At 75.7% G+C, this 17,689-nt stretch carries 15 protein-coding genes; 9 read left to right on the top strand and 6 right to left on the bottom strand.

Annotation, left to right across the window (positions count from 1 at the left end):
* Positions 1 to 67 precede the first annotated feature (67 nt).
* The 3 genes from O2W53_RS16115 to O2W53_RS16105 all read left to right on the top strand — a co-directional run bounded on the left by O2W53_RS16115 (position 68) and on the right by O2W53_RS16105 (position 4,108).
* Positions 68 to 1,645: a CYTH and CHAD domain-containing protein gene (locus O2W53_RS16115; protein ID WP_269164074.1), complete on the top strand. Its 1,578-nt coding sequence runs from the start codon at positions 68 to 70 to the stop codon at positions 1,643 to 1,645.
* 37 nt (positions 1,646 to 1,682) lie between these two features.
* On the top strand, positions 1,683 to 2,996 hold the full coding sequence (locus tag O2W53_RS16110) for a metallophosphoesterase (RefSeq protein WP_269164073.1): 1,314 nt from the start codon (positions 1,683 to 1,685) through the stop codon (positions 2,994 to 2,996).
* Positions 2,997 to 3,199: 203 nt separating this feature from the next.
* Positions 3,200 to 4,108, top strand: coding sequence for a hypothetical protein (locus O2W53_RS16105; protein ID WP_269164072.1), 909 nt, complete (start codon positions 3,200 to 3,202; stop codon positions 4,106 to 4,108).
* Between the two features lie 5 nt (positions 4,109 to 4,113).
* Here the strand turns inward: O2W53_RS16105 and O2W53_RS16100 are convergent, their stop codons facing one another.
* Entirely contained in the window at positions 4,114 to 5,142 is a 1,029-nt protein-coding gene (locus O2W53_RS16100; protein WP_269157651.1) for an ATP-dependent 6-phosphofructokinase, read from the bottom strand.
* An 85-nt stretch (positions 5,143 to 5,227) separates the two neighbouring features.
* On the opposite strand from O2W53_RS16100, the gene O2W53_RS16095 reads away from it, so the two are divergent.
* Positions 5,228 to 5,968, top strand: a complete 741-nt coding sequence (locus O2W53_RS16095; RefSeq protein ID WP_269164071.1) for a GntR family transcriptional regulator — start codon at positions 5,228 to 5,230, stop codon at positions 5,966 to 5,968.
* A gap of 11 nt (positions 5,969 to 5,979) precedes the next feature.
* Here the strand turns inward: O2W53_RS16095 and O2W53_RS16090 are convergent, their stop codons facing one another.
* Positions 5,980 to 7,095 carry a GAF domain-containing protein gene (locus tag O2W53_RS16090; RefSeq protein ID WP_269164070.1) on the bottom strand — a complete coding sequence of 372 codons (1,116 nt, stop codon included), beginning with the start codon at positions 7,093 to 7,095 and terminating at the stop codon, positions 5,980 to 5,982.
* Positions 7,096 to 7,199: 104 nt separating this feature from the next.
* On the opposite strand from O2W53_RS16090, the gene O2W53_RS16085 reads away from it, so the two are divergent.
* A complete protein-coding gene (locus O2W53_RS16085; protein WP_269164069.1) occupies positions 7,200 to 9,068 on the top strand; it encodes an EAL domain-containing protein in 1,869 nt (622 codons plus the stop codon).
* On the opposite strand, the gene O2W53_RS16080 is transcribed toward O2W53_RS16085, so the two are convergent.
* Positions 9,029 to 9,667 (bottom strand): MBL fold metallo-hydrolase, encoded by a 639-nt coding sequence (locus O2W53_RS16080; RefSeq protein WP_269164068.1) that lies wholly within the window; start codon positions 9,665 to 9,667, stop codon positions 9,029 to 9,031. The two genes, O2W53_RS16085 and O2W53_RS16080, sit on opposite strands and share 40 nt — an antisense overlap.
* 145 nt (positions 9,668 to 9,812) lie before the next feature.
* Between O2W53_RS16080 and O2W53_RS16075 the strand changes: the two genes are divergently transcribed.
* Positions 9,813 to 10,028 carry a hypothetical protein gene (locus O2W53_RS16075; RefSeq protein ID WP_269164067.1) on the top strand — a complete coding sequence of 72 codons (216 nt, stop codon included), beginning with the start codon at positions 9,813 to 9,815 and terminating at the stop codon, positions 10,026 to 10,028.
* 49 nt (positions 10,029 to 10,077) lie between these two features.
* Here the strand turns inward: O2W53_RS16075 and O2W53_RS16070 are convergent, their stop codons facing one another.
* The 3 genes from O2W53_RS16070 to O2W53_RS16060 form a co-directional block, all read right to left on the bottom strand.
* Positions 10,078 to 10,878, bottom strand: a complete 801-nt coding sequence (locus O2W53_RS16070) for an enoyl-CoA hydratase-related protein (RefSeq protein ID WP_269164066.1) — start codon at positions 10,876 to 10,878, stop codon at positions 10,078 to 10,080.
* A gap of 10 nt (positions 10,879 to 10,888) precedes the next feature.
* A complete protein-coding gene (locus tag O2W53_RS16065) occupies positions 10,889 to 11,818 on the bottom strand; it encodes a 3-hydroxyacyl-CoA dehydrogenase family protein (protein WP_269164065.1) in 930 nt (309 codons plus the stop codon).
* Positions 11,819 to 12,192: 374 nt separating this feature from the next.
* The gene (locus tag O2W53_RS16060) at positions 12,193 to 12,588 is read right to left on the bottom strand and encodes a hypothetical protein (RefSeq protein WP_269164064.1); all 396 of its coding nucleotides are present in this window, start codon (positions 12,586 to 12,588) and stop codon (positions 12,193 to 12,195) included.
* Positions 12,589 to 12,777: 189 nt separating this feature from the next.
* On the opposite strand from O2W53_RS16060, the gene O2W53_RS16055 reads away from it, so the two are divergent.
* The 3 genes from O2W53_RS16055 (at position 12,778) to O2W53_RS16045 (ending at position 17,688) form a co-directional block, all read left to right on the top strand.
* On the top strand, positions 12,778 to 13,881 hold the full coding sequence (locus O2W53_RS16055) for a glycerate kinase family protein (RefSeq protein WP_269164063.1): 1,104 nt from the start codon (positions 12,778 to 12,780) through the stop codon (positions 13,879 to 13,881).
* A gap of 148 nt (positions 13,882 to 14,029) precedes the next feature.
* Complete coding sequence (locus O2W53_RS16050) at positions 14,030 to 15,763, top strand: protein kinase domain-containing protein (protein WP_269164062.1); 1,734 nt, start codon at positions 14,030 to 14,032, stop codon at positions 15,761 to 15,763.
* Between the two features lie 194 nt (positions 15,764 to 15,957).
* Complete coding sequence (locus O2W53_RS16045; protein WP_269164061.1) at positions 15,958 to 17,688, top strand: SpoIIE family protein phosphatase; 1,731 nt, start codon at positions 15,958 to 15,960, stop codon at positions 17,686 to 17,688.
* The last annotated feature ends 1 nt before the right edge of the window (position 17,689 follow it).

The following is a 17,689-nucleotide window of genomic DNA, read 5'->3' as shown; positions in this document are numbered from 1 at the left end:
GGTAGGACGGAGGGCTCACAACGGGGCGCCCAGCAGAGGGTGGCCCGGTGCAGGAGGAGTGACGCTGGTGGCTGTCGAGCATGTGGAGATCGAGCGGAAGTTCGACGTCGACGAGGCGTTCGAACTGCCCGACCTCGGCGGTGCACCGGGCGTGGTCGAGGTCCGCGAGCCGGTCGAGCACGCCCTGGAGGCCGCCTACTTCGACACCACCGACCTGCGGCTGGCCCGGGCCCGGGTCACGATGCGGCGCCGCACCGGCGGCCCGGACGCCGGCTGGCACGTGAAGCTGCCGGCCGTCGCCGGCGCGCGCCGGGAGCTGCACTCCCCCCTCGGCAGGGCCACCAAGACCCCGCCCAAGGCCGTGTTGGAGCCGGTGCTGGGCATCGTCCGCCGCGCCCCGGCGGCCCAGGTGGCCTCGCTGCGCACCCGCCGGGTGGTCAGTGAGCTCGTCGACGCCGACGGCCGGGTGCTGGTCGAGGTCGCCGACGACCACGTCACGGGCACCGCGCTGCCGGCCGCGCCGGGGGAGGCCGCCGTGGTCACCACCTGGCGTGAGGTGGAGGTCGAGCTGGTCGACGGCGACGAGCAGCTGCTCGCCGACGTCGCCGGGCTGCTCGTCACGGCAGGAGCCCGGCCGGCGTCGTCGCCGGCCAAGCTGACCCGCGTGCTCGCCCACCGGCTGGCGGACGCCGACGGAGCGGTCGAGTCGCCGGCCGCGGCCCCGGAGCGGGCCGGGAAGAAGAAGGGCAAGAAGAAGAAGCACCGGCATGCACCGGGCACACCGGCCGGCGACGTCGTCCGTTCCGCGCTGGCCGCGCAGGTCCGGGCGCTGCAGGACGCCGACCTGATGGTCCGCACCGGGCAGCCCGACGGCGTCCACCAGGTCCGGGTGGCCTGCCGACGGCTGCGCAGCACGCTCGCCGCCTTCCGACCGGTGCTCGACCGCACCCGGACCGACCCGCTGCGGGAGGAGCTGGCCCAGGTCGGGTCGGCGCTGTCCTCCAGCCGGGACGCCGAGGTGGCGCTGGCACACCTGCGCGACCTGGTCGCCGCCGAGCCCGCGGAGCTGGTGCTCGGTCCGGTCGCCGCCCGGCTGCAGCAGGCGACGACCCGGGACGAGCAGGCCGGCGACGCCCGGGCGCGCAAGGCGCTGAACGCAGCCGCGTACCTCCAGCTCCGCGACGACCTCGACGCCCTGGTCGAGGAGCCGCCGCTGACCGAGGCCGCCAGCCGGCCCGCGGAGGAGGTGCTCCGCGAGGTCGTCGACCGCGCCGGCCGCCGGTTGCGGCGCAGCGTCGGGGCGGCCCAGGACACCGACGAGGCCGAGGCCCTGCACGACGTGCGCAAGGCCGCCAAGCGGCTGCGGTACACCTCGGAGGCGGCGGTGTCGGTGCTGGGCGCACCGGTGGCCGAGCTGGTCTCGACGTTGAAGGGCGTGCAGGAGGTGCTCGGCGACCGGCAGGACACCTTCGTCACCCGGCCGCTCTGCGCGCAGCTCGGCCGGGCGGCGTTCGCAGCCGGTGAGAACGCCTTCACCTGGGGCCGGCTGCACGCCCTGGAGGAGGCGCGGTGCCAGCAGGCGGAGCGGGAGTTCTGGCTGCGCTGGCCGGAGCTGCGCTCGGTGCTCAAGACCCGGTCGAAGTAGCGTCGGGCGCACCACCCCGACCCCCAGGAGCGCGCCGGTGTCCCTGATCGGCCTGCTCGGCTTCGGCCTGACCGTGCTGCTCGTCATGGTCCTGCTGCACGGTTACCTCTGGTGGCGGTTGGTGCGCAGCACCACCCGGCCCGGCCGTGTCCGGCGCCGGCTGACGGTGCTGCTCGTCGTCCTGGCCGTGCTGCCGGTGCTCGTCGTCCTGCTGCGCGGCCGGCTGTCGGTCGGTGACGGGGTGCTGGACTGGGTCGGGTACACCTGGCTGGGCCTGGCCTTCTACCTGTTCCTCGCCACGCTGGCGACCGAGCCGGTCCGGGTGGTCGCCCGGCTGGTGCAGCGCGGGCGCCGGCCGGAGCACGTGGCGGCGGCAGCGGGCACGGTGAGCGAGCCGAGCGGGGCCCGGACAGTCCCGGGCGGGCCTGACGAGGCGGTTCCACCGGAGCCGGGCAGCGGTGCGGTGCGGGCGGACCGCACCGTGCCGGACCCCTCCCGCCGGCTGTTCCTGGCCCGCACCCTGGCCGTCGGAGCCGGTGCGGTCGCGGTCGGGACGGCGAGCACCGGCGTCGTCCTGGCCAACTCGGCCCCGGTCGTCCGCCGCGTGCCGATCCGGATCCCGCGGCTGGACCCTGCGCTGGCCGGGCTGCGCATCGTCACCTTCTCCGACGGGCACCTGTCCTCGACCTACGGCGGGCGGCGCTTCGAGCGGCTCGTGGAGACGGTCAACGCCCAGCGCCCCGACGTGGTGGCGATCGTCGGTGACCTGGTCGACGGCGAGGTCAGCGAGCTGCGGGAGGACGTCGCCCCGTTGGCCGACCTGGTCAGCGACCAGGGCGTCTACTTCGTGACAGGCAACCACGAGTACTTCGTCGACACCGGGCAGTGGCTGCGGCACCTGTTCACCCTCGGGGTCGACGTGCTGCGCAACGAGCGGGTGTCCATCGGCCGCGGGGGCGCGACGGTGGACCTGGCCGGCATCGACGACCGGACGGCGGCCGCCTCCGGGCTGCCCGGCCACGGCGCCGACCTGGACGCCGCGCTGGACGGCCGGGACGACTCCGTCCCCGTGGTCCTGCTGGCGCACCAGCCGGTGCAGGTGGAGCAGGCGCGCGCCGCCGGGGTCGACCTGCAGCTGTCCGGGCACACCCACGGCGGCCAGCTCTGGCCCTTCGACTACGCCGTCCTGCTGGACCAGCCGGTGGTCGAGGGCTGGTCGCAGCAGGGGGACACCCAGCTGTACGTCTCCTCCGGAGCCGGCTACTGGGGGCCGCCCATGCGCGTGGGCGCCCGCCCGGAGGTGACCGTGATCGAGCTGCAGCCGGGCACTCCCACCGCGCCGCCGCGGTGACCTCCGCCGGTCCCCACCCGCGGGGACAGGGCGGTGTGTGGACCCGACCGGCGCGTGCTGACGAGCCGGTCGGCGGCGGCCGTGAGTCCCCCCGCGCCTCGCGGCCGCCGCTCCGCGTTGGTACACAACGGACGTGGCCGTGACGTGTCCGCCGCGGGCTGCCGCCCGCGCGGGCGACCGGGGGGCGCGACGGGGGTGGGGCGGTGGTGGACCCTGCGTGGGGCCTGCGGCTGGCGGCCCGGCGGCTGACCGAGCTGCTGGGTGAGCCGCGGTACCGGCGGCGCTGGCAGGTGCACAGCGTGGTGCGGCGCGGTGAGCTGTCCCGGGCCGCGGTGGCCGCGGTCCTGGCCGAGCACCTGTTCGACGCCGGTGAGGTCGACGACGGCCACCGGTCACGGAGTCTGGAGAACCGCGTCGGCCGCGCACTGAACGGAGACCGGATCTCCGACGCGACCCTCGAGCTCTTCATCCGGGCCTTCGAGCTGACCGACGAGCACGCCGACGAGCTGCGGAGCCTGCGCAGCGGGCGGAGCACCGCCCGGCAGCTGGTCGTCGCCAGCGCACTGGGTGCCGAGGGCCCGATGCCGCCGCGGCCGTGGCGCACCCTGCAGCTGGCCGAGGAGCACCACGTGGGGCCCGACCGGAGCCCCCGGCTGCACCACACCCGGCAGCTGCTGGAGGCCGTCGAGCCGACCGATCGGTACACGTACGCCTTCGACACCGCGCACGCCGCGGTGTCGGTCCTGCAGGGCGGCGATCCGGTCCGGGCGTTCCGGGTGCGGGGCACCCCGATCCACGTGGTCGAGGTGCTGCTGTCCCGGCCGCTGCTGCCCGGGCAGACGACGCACCTGGAGTACCAGACGGTGTTCGCCTACCCCGAGCCCCCGGCGCCGGAGTTCCGGCGCGGGGTCTCCGCCTCGGTCCGCCACCTGGCGATCACCGTGCACTTCGATCCGGCGGCCCGGCCGCGGGAGCTGCTGCGCGGCCGCTGGGCCTCGGTGGAGTCCGAGACGGCCGAGGAGGCCGAGCCGGTCGAGCTGGTCGACGGTCAGGCGTCGTTCGAGCTGGTGCCGCCCGGCCGGTGCGTGCTCGGCTACCGCTGGGAGTGGTGAGGCCGCTACCCGGTGAAGGCGGTGGTCTCGCCCAGCCGCGACGGGGGCACGGTCTTCAGCCGCGCCACGGCGTCGGCCAGCGGGACCAGCCCGATCTCGGTGCCCTGCAACGCGACCATCTGCCCGACGTGCCCCTCGTGGGCGGCGATCGTGGCGTGCAGCCCGAAGCGGGTGGCCAGCACCCGGTCGAACGAGGTCGGGGTGCCGCCGCGCTGCACGTGGCCGAGCACCGTCGTCCGCACCTCCTTGCCGGTGCGCCGTTCCAGCTCCTCGCCCAGCTGCTGGGCGACCCCGGTGAACCGCCGGTGGCCGAACTCGTCGAGCCCGCCGTCGCGCAGCGGCATCGTGCCCGGCTTGGGCGTGGCCCCCTCGCTGATCACCCCGATGACGTGCCGGTGGCCCCGCTCGAACCGGGCGGTGACCATCTCGCAGACCTCCTCGATGTCGAAGGGCTGCTCGGGGGTGATCACCAGGTGCGCGCCCGCGGCCATCCCGGAGTTCAGCGCGATCCAGCCGGCGTGCCGGCCCATCACCTCGACGAGCAGCACGCGCTGGTGGGACTCGGCGGTCGTGTGCAGCCGGTCGATCATCTCGGTCGCGATGCTGACCGCGGTGTCGAAGCCGAAGGTGAGGTCGGTGCCGTCGATGTCGTTGTCGATCGTCTTCGGGACGCCGACCACCGGCACGCCCTCGGAGGACAGCCAGGCCGCGGCGGTGAGGGTGCCCTCGCCGCCGATGGGCACCAGCACGTCGACCCCGTGGGCGTCGAGCACCTCGCGCATCCGGCCCAGCCCGGCGTGCAGCTTCTCCGGCGCCACCCGGGCCGAGCCGAGGATCGTGCCGCCGCGGGTCAGCAGGTTGTGGACCATGGGCCGGTCCAGCGGCATCGCGTCGTCGTCGAGCAGGCCGCGCCAGCCGTTGCGGAACCCCACGACGTCGCTGCCGTACTGCTTCTCCGCGGTGCGGACCACCGCCCGGAGGACGGCGTTGAGGCCGGGGCAGTCTCCGCCGCCGGTCAGGACTCCGATGCGCACGTGCTCTCCTCCGGACGAGGGGGTCGGGCGGATGAACCGTACGTCATGACGTCTAGACGTCTCATGGTGCAGTACCTTTCTGGGCGTGGCGAGTTCGGAGGCGGGGCCCAAGTACCTCGCCGTGCGCGAGGCGTTGCGGCGACGCGCCTCCGCGCTGCCTGAACACACCCTCCTCCCTCCCGAGCCGGTGTTGTGCGCCGAGTACGGCGTCAGCCGGATCACCCTGCGCCGCGCGGTCGACGGGCTGGTCGCCGACGGGCACCTGGTCCGCGAGCAGGGGCGGGGCACCTTCGTCAGCCGGCCGGGCATCCGGCACGAGTACCGCGAGAGCTTCGTGCACCGGATCGCCGGCTTCCACTCGGTGATGACCGAGCAGGGCGCCCAGGTGGGCACCACGGTCCTCACCCAGCGCGTCGTCCCGGCCGCTCCGGCGATCGCCGCCGAGCTGGCGGTCGGCACCGCCGACGACGTCGTGGAGCTGGTCCGGCTGCGCAGCGTGGACGGGCTGCCCAACCACGTCGTCCGCAGCTTCCTGCCGGCCACCCGCTACCCGAAGGCGGCCACCGAGGACTTCAGCCACGGCTCGCTCTACGAGTTCCTGCGCCGGGAGTACTCCGCCGACCTGGCGCACGCCCGGCTCTTCGTCGACGTCGGGACGGCGGCCGCGGACGAGGCCGACGTGCTGCAGGTGACCGCGGGCTCACCGCTGCTCGTCGTGCGCACCACCGTCCGGGACACGTCGGGGCACCCGCTGGTGCACTCGTTCAGCCGGCTGCGGCCCGACGTGAGCCAGGTCGAGTTCGAGGTGTCCGTCGGCGGTCGCTGAGCCGGGCCGGGTCAGGCCTGGGCCGGCCCCGGCGGCAGCTCGGTGAGCCGCAGGCGCTGCTCGCGCAGCAGCACCCGGTCCAGCGCGTGGCCGACCGGCCGGGCCAGGTCGGTGACGACGGCACGCACCGGTGCGTCCAGCTGCCGGGGCTGCGTCCAGCCGACCAGCAGCGCCGCGTCCGAGTGGTGTTGACCGAGCGCGAGGTGGATGGCGAGGACCGGTCCCGCCCCGGGCAGCTCGGTCAGCCCAGGGAAGGCACTGGACTCCTCGGGGCTGGCGACCGCCACCAGGTGCCGCTCGCGCATCGCCGCCGCCAGCGGGTGGGCGTCGTCCACCCGGAGGCACGCGACGGGGTCCGGACCGCTCGGCACCCCGGCCGTCGCCGACCAGACCCGCAGTTCCGGGCCACCCACCTCGGCGACGCCGAGCAGCACGGTGGTGGCCCCCAGCGGCGACCGGACCAGCCGGTCCACCGTGTGCAGCAGGTCGGGGAGCGTCTCCGCCGACAGCAGCGCGGTGCTGAGCCGGGCGACCACCCGGGCCCGGTCGGCGTCGGCCTCCGCCAGCACGAACGCCGCGCGCGCCGCCTCCGCGGCGCTCTGGGCGGCGCTGTCGTCGCGGAGGGCGACCGCGCGCGCCTCCTGCTCGGCCAGCTCGATCGCCCGGAAGCGCAGCTGCCGCGAGGTCTCGTCGGCCATCCGGCGCAGCGTGTCGAGCTCCTGCTCGGTCCAGTCCCGGGGGCGTGTGTCGATGACGCACAGCACGCCGATGGGCTGGTCGTGCACGTCCCACAGCGGCATCCCGGCGTAGGCGACGGCGCTCAGCTCCCGGACGGAGGGGCCGGTGGCGAACTCGGGGTGCTCCCGGGCGTCGCGCAGTGCGAGGTGACTGCCGCTGGTGGCCACCCACCTGCTCATCGAGTGGCTCAGCGGCATCGAGCGGCGGCTGGCCCACGGCTCGGGCAGGCCGAAGGCGCCGGGGAAGACCTGCCCGGCCTTGGAGACCAGGACGACCAGCGCACGGGGAGCGGCCAGCTCCTCGGCCACCGACCGGGCGACCCGGTCGAGGGCCGCATCGGCCAGAGCCGGCAGGACGGCCCAGGTGGGCAGCGCGTACGCAACGGTCACCGTGCCCCCCTGTCCGCCGATCCCCACCGGTGTGCTCACCGATCGGGGGCACGACGATGCTGTCAGACTCCAGGGGTCGATGCCCGGCTCCGATGGGGGACGACGTGGCGCAGTTCGAGGAGCAGTCGACCACCGACATCCGTGCGGTGATCGCGGACCGTGCGGTCCGGAGCGTGTTCCAGCCGATCGTCGAGCTGGACAGCGGACGGGTGGTCGCCTACGAGGCGCTCGCCCGCGGCCCGGAGGGCCCGTTCGAGGCGCCGGACGCGCTGTTCGCCGCCGCGCGCGACGCGGGCTGCCTCACCGAGCTGGACCAGGCGTGCCGGGCCGCCGCACTGCGCGGCGCGGTGGCGCAGGGGTTGCTGGCTCCCTCGACCGTCTTCGTCAACGTCGAGCCCGAGGTCCTCGACGACGCACCCGTGGCGGCGCTGTTCGACCCGGAGCTCCCCGTGCCCGGGGACCTGCGGGTGGTCCTGGAGATCACCGAACGCGCGTTGGCCGCCCGCCCCGCGGAACTGCTGCGGACCGTCGAACGGGTGCGGGAGTTCGGCTGGGCGATCGCCCTGGACGACGTCGGTGCCGAGTCCCTCTCGCTGGCCTTCATGCCGTTGCTGCGACCCGACGTCGTCAAGCTCGACCTGCGCCTGGTGCAGGAACGTCCGGGCCCGGCGATCGCGGAGATCATGAACGCGGTCAACGCCTACGCCGAGTCCACCGGGGCCTTCGTGCTCGCCGAGGGCATCGAGAACGGCACGCACCTGACCATGGCGCGGGCGCTGGGGGCGACGCTGGGGCAGGGCTGGCTGTTCGGGCGCCCGGGACCCGGTGCCGCCTCGGGTGCGCGACCGGGCACGCTCCGGCTGCCCGCCGTCCAGCCCGTCGACCCCCGGGGCGAGCTGGTGTCCCCGTTCGCCTGCCTGCCGGCGCGCGTGCCGGTCCGGGAGGCGCCCAAGGTGCTGCTGATCGAGCTCAGCAAGCAACTGGAACGGCAGGCCCTGCGACTCGGGGAGACCTGCGTGGTCGCCTCGACGTTCCAGGAGGCACGGCACGTGACGCCGGCGACCCGGCTCCGCTACCGGGACCTGGTCGAGCGGGTCGGGTTCGTCGCCGCCCTGGGCGAGGACCTGCCGGTGGAGCCGATGCCCGGCCTCCGCGGAGCGGACCTGGCGCCCGGCGACCCGGTGCGCGGCGAGTGGGACGTCGTGGTGCTCAGCCCGCACTTCAGTGCCGCGCTGCTGGCCCGCGACCTCGGGGACGACGGGCCGGACATGGCGCGCCGGTTCGCCTTCGCCCTCACCTACGAGCGCGACACGGTGGTGCGGGCCGCCCGGGCGCTGCTCTCCCGGGTGGCGCCGAACACGGTGCGGCGTGCGTCTACGGAGGACGGCGAGGTGTCGGCGGTCCCGGCCGGCGTGGTCTCGCTGCTCACCGGGCGGTCCGCCGGGGATCCGGGGGAGGCGCTCCTGCACCGGGCGCTGGCCGCGGTCGGCACCGGCGTCACCATCGTGGACCTGCGGCTGCCCGACCAGCCGCTGGTCTACGTCAACCCCGCGTTCGAGCGGCTGGCCGGGCAGCCCGCCGCCGAGCTGCTGGGCCGCAACTGCCGCTTCCTGCAGGACACCGACACCGACCCGGCCGCCGTGGGCCGCATCCGCGCGGCGATCGCGGCCGGTGCCGAGTGCCGGGAGGTGCTGCTCAACCGGCGGGCCGACGGCAGCACCTGGTGGAACGAGTGCACGCTCACCCCGGTGACCGACGAGACCGGCGCCGTCGTCCAGTACATCGGGATCCAGGCCGACGTCACCGACCAGGTGGAGACCGAGCGCGCGCTGCTCACCGAGCGGGACCGGGTGCGGCGCTACGCGGCCCGGATCGCCGAGCTGGACCCGCGGGTCACGGTGCCGCTGTCCCTCGCGCCGCCGGCCGACGGACCTCAGGCCTCGACGGACTCCCCGGGGGCCAGGCGCGCGTAGGGCACCGGCTGGCCGGGGCCACGCTCACCGAGCAACCCGGCCACGAGACCGAGCCCGGTGTCGTTGAGCAGGCCGTCGTGCACGGCCAGCGCCCGCTCGGCGCGCACCTCGCGCAGGTAGTCGATCAGCTCGCCGGTCTTGGACCACGGGGCGTGCGCCGGCAGCAGCAGGGTGGGGACGGCGGCCTGGGGCACGGTGAGCGCGTCGCCGGGGTGGAAGACCCGCTCCTCGACGAGGAACCCGACGTTGCGCACCCGCGGGACGTCCGGGTGGATCACCGCGTGCCACTCCCCGTGCACGGTGACCCCGAACCCCGCGGCGGTGAACGCGTCGCCGGCACCGACCACGTGCACCCGCGGGCCCGCGCCGGCCAGCTGCTCGGCCACCGCCGAGTTGGTCCACACCTCCAGCGCCGGGTCGGCGTCCAGCGCGGCGCGGACCCGGTCGGGCAGGAAGTGGTCGGGGTGCTGGTGGGTGACCAACAGGGCCGAGGCGCCGTGCCAGGCGTCGTCGGCGGTGAACGCACCCGGGTCGATCACCAGCCGTCGGTCGCCGTCGGACAGGACCACACAGGCGTGTCCGTGCTTGGTGAGCTGCACCAGGATCTCCTCGCAGGCGGTGGGACGTCGCCGTGCACGCTGCCACGCCGGGTCCACCCCTGGGCGCCGGGCCGGGTCATCCGATGGGGTGAGCCGGGCGGCGGGGCCCCTGCACCGGCGGGCCGGTGCTGCCGACGACCCCGGGGTGACCACGCAGACGCTGACGTTCGCCGCCGCCCGCAGCCGTGCGCACGGGCCGACCACCGCGCTCTGGCACGCCGTGGAGGTGCACCGGGCCCCCGCCGACCTGGACGGCGCCTGCGAGCTCACCGTCTGCGGGACCCTGGCCCGGGTGACCACCGAGGCGCACTGGCCGGTGTCCGGCGTCGACGTCTGCTCCGCCTGCACCGCCGCCAGCTAGCGGTTCCACGTGGAACGAGGGCCTCCTCCAGGGAGAGGGCCTCGATCCATCAGCGGCCGGTGAAGACCGCCGGTCGCTTGCCCAGGAACGCCTCGACGGCCTCGCGGTGGTCGGCGGTCGCCCCCAGGTCGGTCTGCAGGCTCGCCTCCAGCGCCAGGGTGTCCTCGAGGCTGTCGGTGGCCGCCGTCGCCAGCACCGTCTTGACCGCCCGGTAGGCCCGGGTCGGCCCGGCAGCGAGCCGGGTGGCGAGCGCGGTCGCCTCGGCGAGCACGTCCGCGGCCGGGACGACGCGGTGCACCAGGCCCCACTCGGCGGCGGTCTCGGCGAGGAACGGCTCGGGGAGCAGCAGCAGCTCCGTGGCGCGGGACCCGCCGACGCAGTGCACCAGCCGCGAGGCCAGCGCGGAGTCGCTGGACAGCCCGATGCCGGTGAACGCGGTGGTGAACTTCGCGCCGGCGGCCGCGACCCGCAGGTCTCCGGCGAGCGCGATGCCCAGGCCCGCGCCGGCGCAGGCGCCGTTGACCCCCACCACGAGGGGGACCCGCAGTGCGGCCAGGGCCAGCATCAGCGGGTTGTACTCGGCTTCGACCACCGACAGCGACGGCCCGGCGTCCGGACGCTCGGAGCGGAGCTCCTCGACGTGCTCGGCGAGGTCCTGGCCGACGCAGAAGGCCCGGCCGCTGCCGGTGAGCAGCACGGCGCGCACCGACTCGTCCGCGGCCACGTCCCGCACGTGCGCCAGCAGCTCGGTGCGCAGCCGGTGGGACAGCGCCGGTCGCTGCAGGGTCAGCGTGGCGACGCCGTCGGCGTCGGCGCGGCTGACGGTGGGCTCGGAGCCGGGTGTGGACATCGTCGTCCTCTCAGTCCTCTGCGTAGTCGTGGAAGCCGCGGCCGGTCTTGCGCCCCAGCTCTCCGGCGGCCACCTTGTCACGCAGCAACTGGGGTGGCGTGAAGCGCTCGCCCAGGGTGCCGGCGAGGTACTCGGCGATCGCGAGGCGCACGTCCAGACCGACGAGGTCGGTCGAGCGCAGCGGGCCCATCGGGTGCCGGTAGCCCAGCTCCATCGCCGCGTCGATGGCCTCGGCGTCGGCGACGCCCTCCTCCAGCATCCGGATCGCCTCCAGCCCGAGCAGCACGCCGAGCCGGGACGACGCGAAGCCGGGGGAGTCGCGGACGACCACGTCGGTCTTGCCCAGCGCCCGCACCCAGTCGCGGGAGGCCGCGACGACGTCCTCGGCGGTCTCCGGCGCGACGACCACCTCGACCAGCTTCGAGGCCGGCACCGGGTTGAAGAAGTGCAGGCCCAGGAAGCGTGTCGGCCGCTGCAGCGCCGCGGCCAGCTCGGTGACCGAGAGCGAGGAGGTGTTGGTCGCCAGGACCGCGTCCGGCCCCAGCACCGCCTCCGCGGCGGTGAGCACGGCGACCTTGAGGTCGGCCCGCTCGGGCACCGCCTCCACCACCAGGCCGGCGTCCGCGGTCAGGTCGGTGGGCGAGTCGACCAGGGTCAGCCGGTCGAGGACCTCCGCGACCTCACCGCGGAGTTTGCCGCGTCGGGCGGCCTCCTCGAGGCCGGCCGACACCCGGCCACGGGCGGCCTCGGCTGCCTCGTCACCGGCCTCGACCACCTCGACCCGTGCGCCGGCGACCAGGAACGCCTGGGCGATCCCGGCGCCCATCCGACCGCCGCCGATCACCCCGACCTGCTCCGGCAGTGCGGTGCTGGTCCGTTCGCTGCTGGTCCGGTCGGTGCCGGTCCCGTCGCTGGTCGGCGGCGCGTCCTGGGGGTGCATCGACAGCTCCTCTGCTGACGGCGTTCCGGGCGCGGCCCATTCTGCTGGTACGGCCGTTCCCGCGCCGCGAGCCGGGGCGCCACGAGGGCAGCAGGGCGAGTCCGACCCGTCGACCCGGCGACCGGTGGGGCCGGGCACTGTTCAGCGGTACGGGCGCGTCCGGCCACCGTGCGCGGCTGACCGGGTGGTGCCCCTCCGGTCCGTTTGTGCTCTGGCTGCACTGGTGCACCAGAGCACAAGCGCCCGCAGGTCGACTCGCCCGGACGGTGCGGCCGGCCACGCGCTCGACGACACGCCGACGCCGACGCCGATACCGACGCTCACGCCGACGCCCACGCCGACGCCCACGCCCACGCGAGGTCGGTGCGGTCTGCTCAGGCGGGGCGGGCCAGGGCCTGGTGCGCGTCCCGGCGGGCCAGCACGTCCAGCAGCGCGGTGATGTCGCTGATCGTCCCGGCCGAGCCCGGCCCCAGGGGCAGGGCGGCCCACATCTGCTCGAGGTAGACCCGGCTGACCGGTCGGCCGGTGGGCAGCAGCCCGGTCAGCCGGTCCCGGGCGACGGCGGAGGCGACGGCTGGCACCAGCACGCGTCCGTCGGCCCGCTCGCCGTCCGCGGTCAGCTGCACGCCGGTCGCCTCGGCGAGCAGTGCGCGGTCCTCGGCGGTGAGGGCGGCGAGTGTGTTCCGCCGCCAGCGCGCCGGTGTGGCGCCCACGGTGACGGGTCGCAGTGCCCGGGCGGGGGCGGCGGAGGTGGACGTGGCACCGATCATCGGACCTGCACTCCTGGTCGTGGGCTTGCGCGAGCGGCCGTCGCGGTCCTCCTCGGCAGGTCCCGGGCCGATCGGTACCTGTTGGCGGCACGTTCCTCGCCGGCCCGACCCCCCGGCTTGCCGCCCGCCCCCGGCACCGGCGAGGCTGCCGGTCATGTGCTGCGGCGACGACGGCGACGGTGACCGAGGGTGACCCGGGTGGTGATCGCCCCCGACTCGTTCAAGGGCACGCTCGGTGCGGCGGCGGCCGCCGAGGCGCTGGCCGCCGGCTGGCGCCGGGTGCGGCCGGGCGACGAACTGATCGCCGTCCCCCTGGCCGACGGCGGTGAGGGCACGCTCGAGGCGCTCGGGCACGACCTGCCGGCCGCCTGCTGGCGCAGTGCGCCGGTGACCGGGCCGGACGGGCGCCCGGTGGACGCCGCCTGGCTGCTGCTCCCCGACGGGACGGCGGTGGTGGAGATGGCCCGGGCGGCCGGGCTGCCGCTGCTCGAGCAGCCCGACCCGCTGGGCGCCACCACCCGGGGGCTGGGGCAACTGCTGGCTGCCGTGCTCGCCGATCCGGCCGTCAACCGGGTGATGCTCACCCTGGGCGGCTCCGCCACCACCGACGGCGGCACCGGTGCGCTGGCTGCGCTGGGCGCCCGCTTCCTGGACGCCGACGGGGCCCCGCTGCCCCCCGGCGGCGGCGCCCTGTCCCGGCTGGCCCGGGTCGACCTGGCCGGGCTGGTCCCGCCGCCGGCCGGAGGCGTCCAGTGCCTGGTCGACGTCACCGCACCGCTGCTCGGGCCGCTGGGCGCCGCCGGCCAGTTCGGGCCCCAGAAGGGCGCGGACCCGGCGCAGGTGTCCGAGCTCGACGCGGCGCTGGCCCGGCTGGCCGACCTGCTCGGGGGCGACCGGGAGGCGCCGGGGGCCGGGGCGGCCGGCGGGACCGCCTACGGCTTCGCGGCCTGCTGGGGGGCGGAGTTCGTCAGTGGCGCGCAGGCGGTGGCCGCTGCCGCAGGTCTGGACGAGGCACTGCGGGGCGCGGCTCTCGTGGTGACCGGCGAGGGGCAGTTCGACGCCCAGTCGCTGCGGGGCAAGGTGGTGGGCGACCTGGTCGAGCGGGCGCGCGGTGCGGCGGTGCCGGTGGCGGTGGTCGCCGGCCGGGTCGTGGCGGCCGAGGAGCTGCCGGTGGCCCGCGCGCTCTCGCTCACCGAGCTGGCCGGTTCGGTCGAGGGCGCGATGGCCGACCCGGCTCACTGGCTGGCGGCGGCGGGGGAGCGCCTCGCGCGGGAACAGTCCGTCTCGACCTGACGTTGGTCTCGTCGCCCGACGAGCCGGTCGTCGGCATGTGTACGAACGCTCTGGCGGGGCATCAACCCCTTCGGTGCGTCCAGCCCGCCAGCGCCGGCCGGCTGGGGTTCGTACGTGATGACGAGGCAGGACGAGGGGACGGCGCACGGTGGTGGAGCCCACGAGGAGGAGCCTCGGGAACCGCTACGAGTTGGCGACCCTGCTGGCCTCCGGCGGCATGGGCCAGGTGTGGCGCGGGCACGACCAGTTGCTCGACCGGGCCGTCGCGGTCAAGGTGCTGCGCAGCGAGTACACCGGTGACGAGCTGTTCCTGGCCCGCTTCCGCGCCGAGGCACACCACGCGGCTGCGCTGAGCCACCCGAACATCGCCGCCGTCTACGACTACGGCGAGGAGCAGGCGGCCGACGGCTCGGGTGAGCACCTGGCCTACCTGGTCATGGAGCTGGTCGAGGGCCAGTCGCTGTCGACCGTGCTGGCCCGCGAGGAGCGCCTGTCGCCGGACCGGACGCTCGACGTGCTCCGGCAGACCGCCTCCGCCTTGGCCGTCGCCCACGCTGCCGGCGTGGTGCACCGGGACGTCAAGCCGGGGAACGTGCTGGTCCGGTGGGACGGCACCGTCAAGATCACCGACTTCGGCATCGCCTGGTCGGCCGGGAGCGTCCCGCTCACCCAGACCGGCCAGGTGGTCGGCACCGCGTCCTACCTCTCCCCGGAGCAGGCCTCGGGTGCACACGCCACGGCGGCCAGCGACGTCTACGCCCTGGGCATGGTCGGCTACGAGTGCCTGACCGGTGGGCGCGCCTTCGACGGTGACAACTCGGTGACCATCGCGCTGCGCCATCTGCGCGACCAGCCCGCCCCACTCCCCGCGGAGCTGCCCGAGGGCGTGCGGCGGCTGGTCGAGCGCGCCATCGTCAAGGACCCTGCCCAGCGCTACCCCGACGGCGAGGCCGTCGTCGCGGCGATCGACGAGGTGCTCGCCGGGCGGGAGCTGCCGGCGGTGCAGCGCACCGACACGCAGAGCTTCTGGCTGCTGCCGGACGCGGCCGCGCTGGCCGGGGCGTCGTCGGCCACCGAGCGCTCCACCCGCCGTCCCGCCCCGCAGGGCGGCCTGGGCCGGCTGCTGGTCCCGCTCGTCGCGCTGCTGGTCGGGGCCGGTCTGGCGGCCGTCGTGCTGCAGGCGTTCGCCCCGACCGGGACGACGCCGATCGCGGCCGCCGTGGAGGTCCCCGGGGAGGTGGTGGCCTCCCCGGCCACCGTGGTCCTGGACGCCGCTGACTACCTGGGCCGCCCGGTCGACGCCGTCCGTGCCCAGCTGGAGGCCCTCGACCTGGTCGTCGAGGCGCAGCCCACGGAGACCGACTCCGCCGACCCCGGCACGGTCGTCGACGTCGCGCCGCTGGCGACGGAGCTCCGCGCGGGGGAGACGGTCCTGGTCAGCTACGCGGTCGCCCCCAGCGACGCCCCGGCGCCGGTCCGGCCGAGTCGGGAGCGGACGGTCGACACCGTGGTCCAGCAGCCGGCTCCCGTCCCGGCGACCACCCCTGCACCGAGGCCCACCCGGGTCCCCACCCCGACGCCCACCGCGACGACCGGCGTGCGCCCGACGGGGGAGCCGGTCGAGGAGGCGCCGGTCGAGGAGGCGCCAGCCGAGGGTGACGACGGCGCCGAGGACGAGGCGACTGAGGGCGAGGACGAGACCGACGAGAGCGAGACGGACGACGGCGAGACCGCCGACGGTGAGACCCTTCCCGAGCCGGGGACGTCCCCGGGCAACGGCAACGGCAACGGCAACGGCAATGGCAACGGGGCGGGCGGCAATCCCGGGAACGGGACCGGCAACGGCAACGGTGGCGGGAACGGCAAGCCCGACAAGGACTGAGCCGAGCAGCCCCCGGCGGTGCCCAGCGCCGGTATGTTGCCCGCCACAGGCCCGGTCCGACGAGGCAGTGGCCATGGGGGGCATCCAGGGTCGTGAGCGCGGCGGCGAACGGGTCGGACCACCCGACCGGCATCGCGGGTCCTGCCGCGGACCTGGCGGCATCGCCCCCTGATCACGCGGCGCTCTTCGCCGCGATGCCCACGCCCTACCTGGTGCTGACGCCCGAGCTGGTCATCGTCGACGCCAACCCGGCCTACCTGGCCAACACCGGTCGGACCCGGGCCGAGCTGGTCGGGCAGCTGGTCTTCGAGGCGTTCCCCGGCAACCCCGACTCGACCGCCCCCGACGCCAGTGGCAGCCGCATCCGGGCCTCCCTCGAGCGTGCCCGGGACAGCTGCCGCCCACAGACCCTGCCCGTGCAGGAGTTCGACATCCCCGACGGCTCCGGCGGCTTCACCAAGCGCTTCTGGAGCCTGATCAGCGTCCCGGTGCTGGACGACGAGGGGCGTTGCCGGCACCTGCTCCAGCGGGTCGAGGACATCACCGACTACGTGCGCCAGCAGGCCATGTCCGACCACCCCAGCGGCCGGGGGCAGCGCTGGCACCGCCGGGTGCTGGAGGTGGAGAGCGACCTCTTCGCCCGCAGCGCCGAGCTCCGCGTCGCCCGCCAGGCCGAGGCGGACACCGCACGCCGGCTCGCCGCCCTCTCCGGCGTCGCCCTGGCTCTGGGGCGCGCGGAGACCCTCGACGACCTCGCCCGGGTGGTCAACGAGCGCGGCCTGGTGGTGCTGGGCGCCCACGGCGGCGTGATCGGGGTGTGCGACGGTGCCGACCGGCTGCGGCTGGTGCGCACCGACGGGATCGCCCCGGTCGGCGTCGGCCCGGAGACGGTGCTGCCGTTGGACGCGCCCTATCCCGGCTGCGTCGCGGCCCGCACCGGGGAGCGCGTGGTCCTGCCCGACCGCGCGGCCACCGAGGCGTTCTCGCCCCAGTTGGCCAGGGTGGCCGCGGTGACCGGGGTCCAGGCCTGGGCCGCGGTGCCGCTGGAGAGCGGCTCCCGGCGGATCGGGTCGCTGAGCGTGGGCTGGATGCACTCCCCGGCACTGGCCGAGAGCGACCTCGAGCTGCTGCACGCACTGGCCGGCCAGTCCGCGCTGGCGCTGGAGCGGATCCGGGCCCGGGCGGACGAGCGAGCGCAGCACGCCGTGGTCGAGGGCATGGCGGAGGCGCTGCAGCGCAGCCTGCTCACCGAGCCGCCCGAGGCCGACGACCTGCAGGTCGCCGTCCGGTACCTGCCGGCGGCGTCGCTGGCCCAGGTGGGCGGGGACTGGTACGACGCCTTCCTGCTGGGCGACGGCCGGCTCGCCCTGGTGATCGGTGACGTCACCGGGCACGACCGGCACGCGGCGGCGGCGATGGCGCAGGTCCGCAACGTGCTCCGGGGGGTCGCCCACAGCCGGCGTGGGACCCCCGGGGCGGTGCTCAGCGCGCTGGACCGGGCGCTGCGGGACCTGCAGGTGGCCACCCTCGCCACCGGCGTCCTGGCCACGGTCGAGGAGGTGGGCACCGGCGACCGGTTGCTGCGGTGGAGCAACGCGGGGCACCCGCCGCCGCTGCTGCTCGACCCCGACGGCACGGTCACCGTGCTGGAGCGTGAGCCGGACCTGCTGCTGGGCGTCGACCCGTCCGTGCTGCGCAGCGACCACACCCAGCTGCTCGTGCCCGGGTCGACGGTCGTGCTCTACACCGACGGGCTGGTGGAGCGCCGGGGTGCGGTGCTGGACGACGGCACGGCCTGGCTGGCCGGGGCGCTCGCCCGGTGGGCGCACCTTCCGCTGGAGGAACTGTGCGACCGGCTGCTCGCCGGGCTCGACGGGTCCGTGGACGACGACGTCGCGGTGCTGGCGGTGCGGGTGCGCGGGTAGT

The sequence above is a fragment of the Modestobacter sp. VKM Ac-2978 genome (assembly GCF_026968025.1).
GTDB lineage: Bacteria > Actinomycetota > Actinomycetes > Mycobacteriales > Geodermatophilaceae > Modestobacter.
Note: the sequence above shows the minus strand (reverse complement) of the source record. Positions and strands in the feature narration are given on the sequence as shown.

Bases quoted from the DNA above. Each gene is read 5' to 3' on its own strand.
- O2W53_RS16045 (WP_269164061.1), top strand. From the start codon at position 15,958: ATGCCCACGCCCTACCTGGTGCTGACGCCCGAGCTGGTCATCGTCGAC.
- O2W53_RS16070 (WP_269164066.1), bottom strand. From the start codon at position 10,878: ATGTCCACACCCGGCTCCGAGCCCACCGTCAGCCGCGCCGACGCCGAC.
- O2W53_RS16060 (WP_269164064.1), bottom strand. From the start codon at position 12,588: ATGATCGGTGCCACGTCCACCTCCGCCGCCCCCGCCCGGGCACTGCGA.
- O2W53_RS16065 (WP_269164065.1), bottom strand. From the start codon at position 11,818: ATGCACCCCCAGGACGCGCCGCCGACCAGCGACGGGACCGGCACCGAC.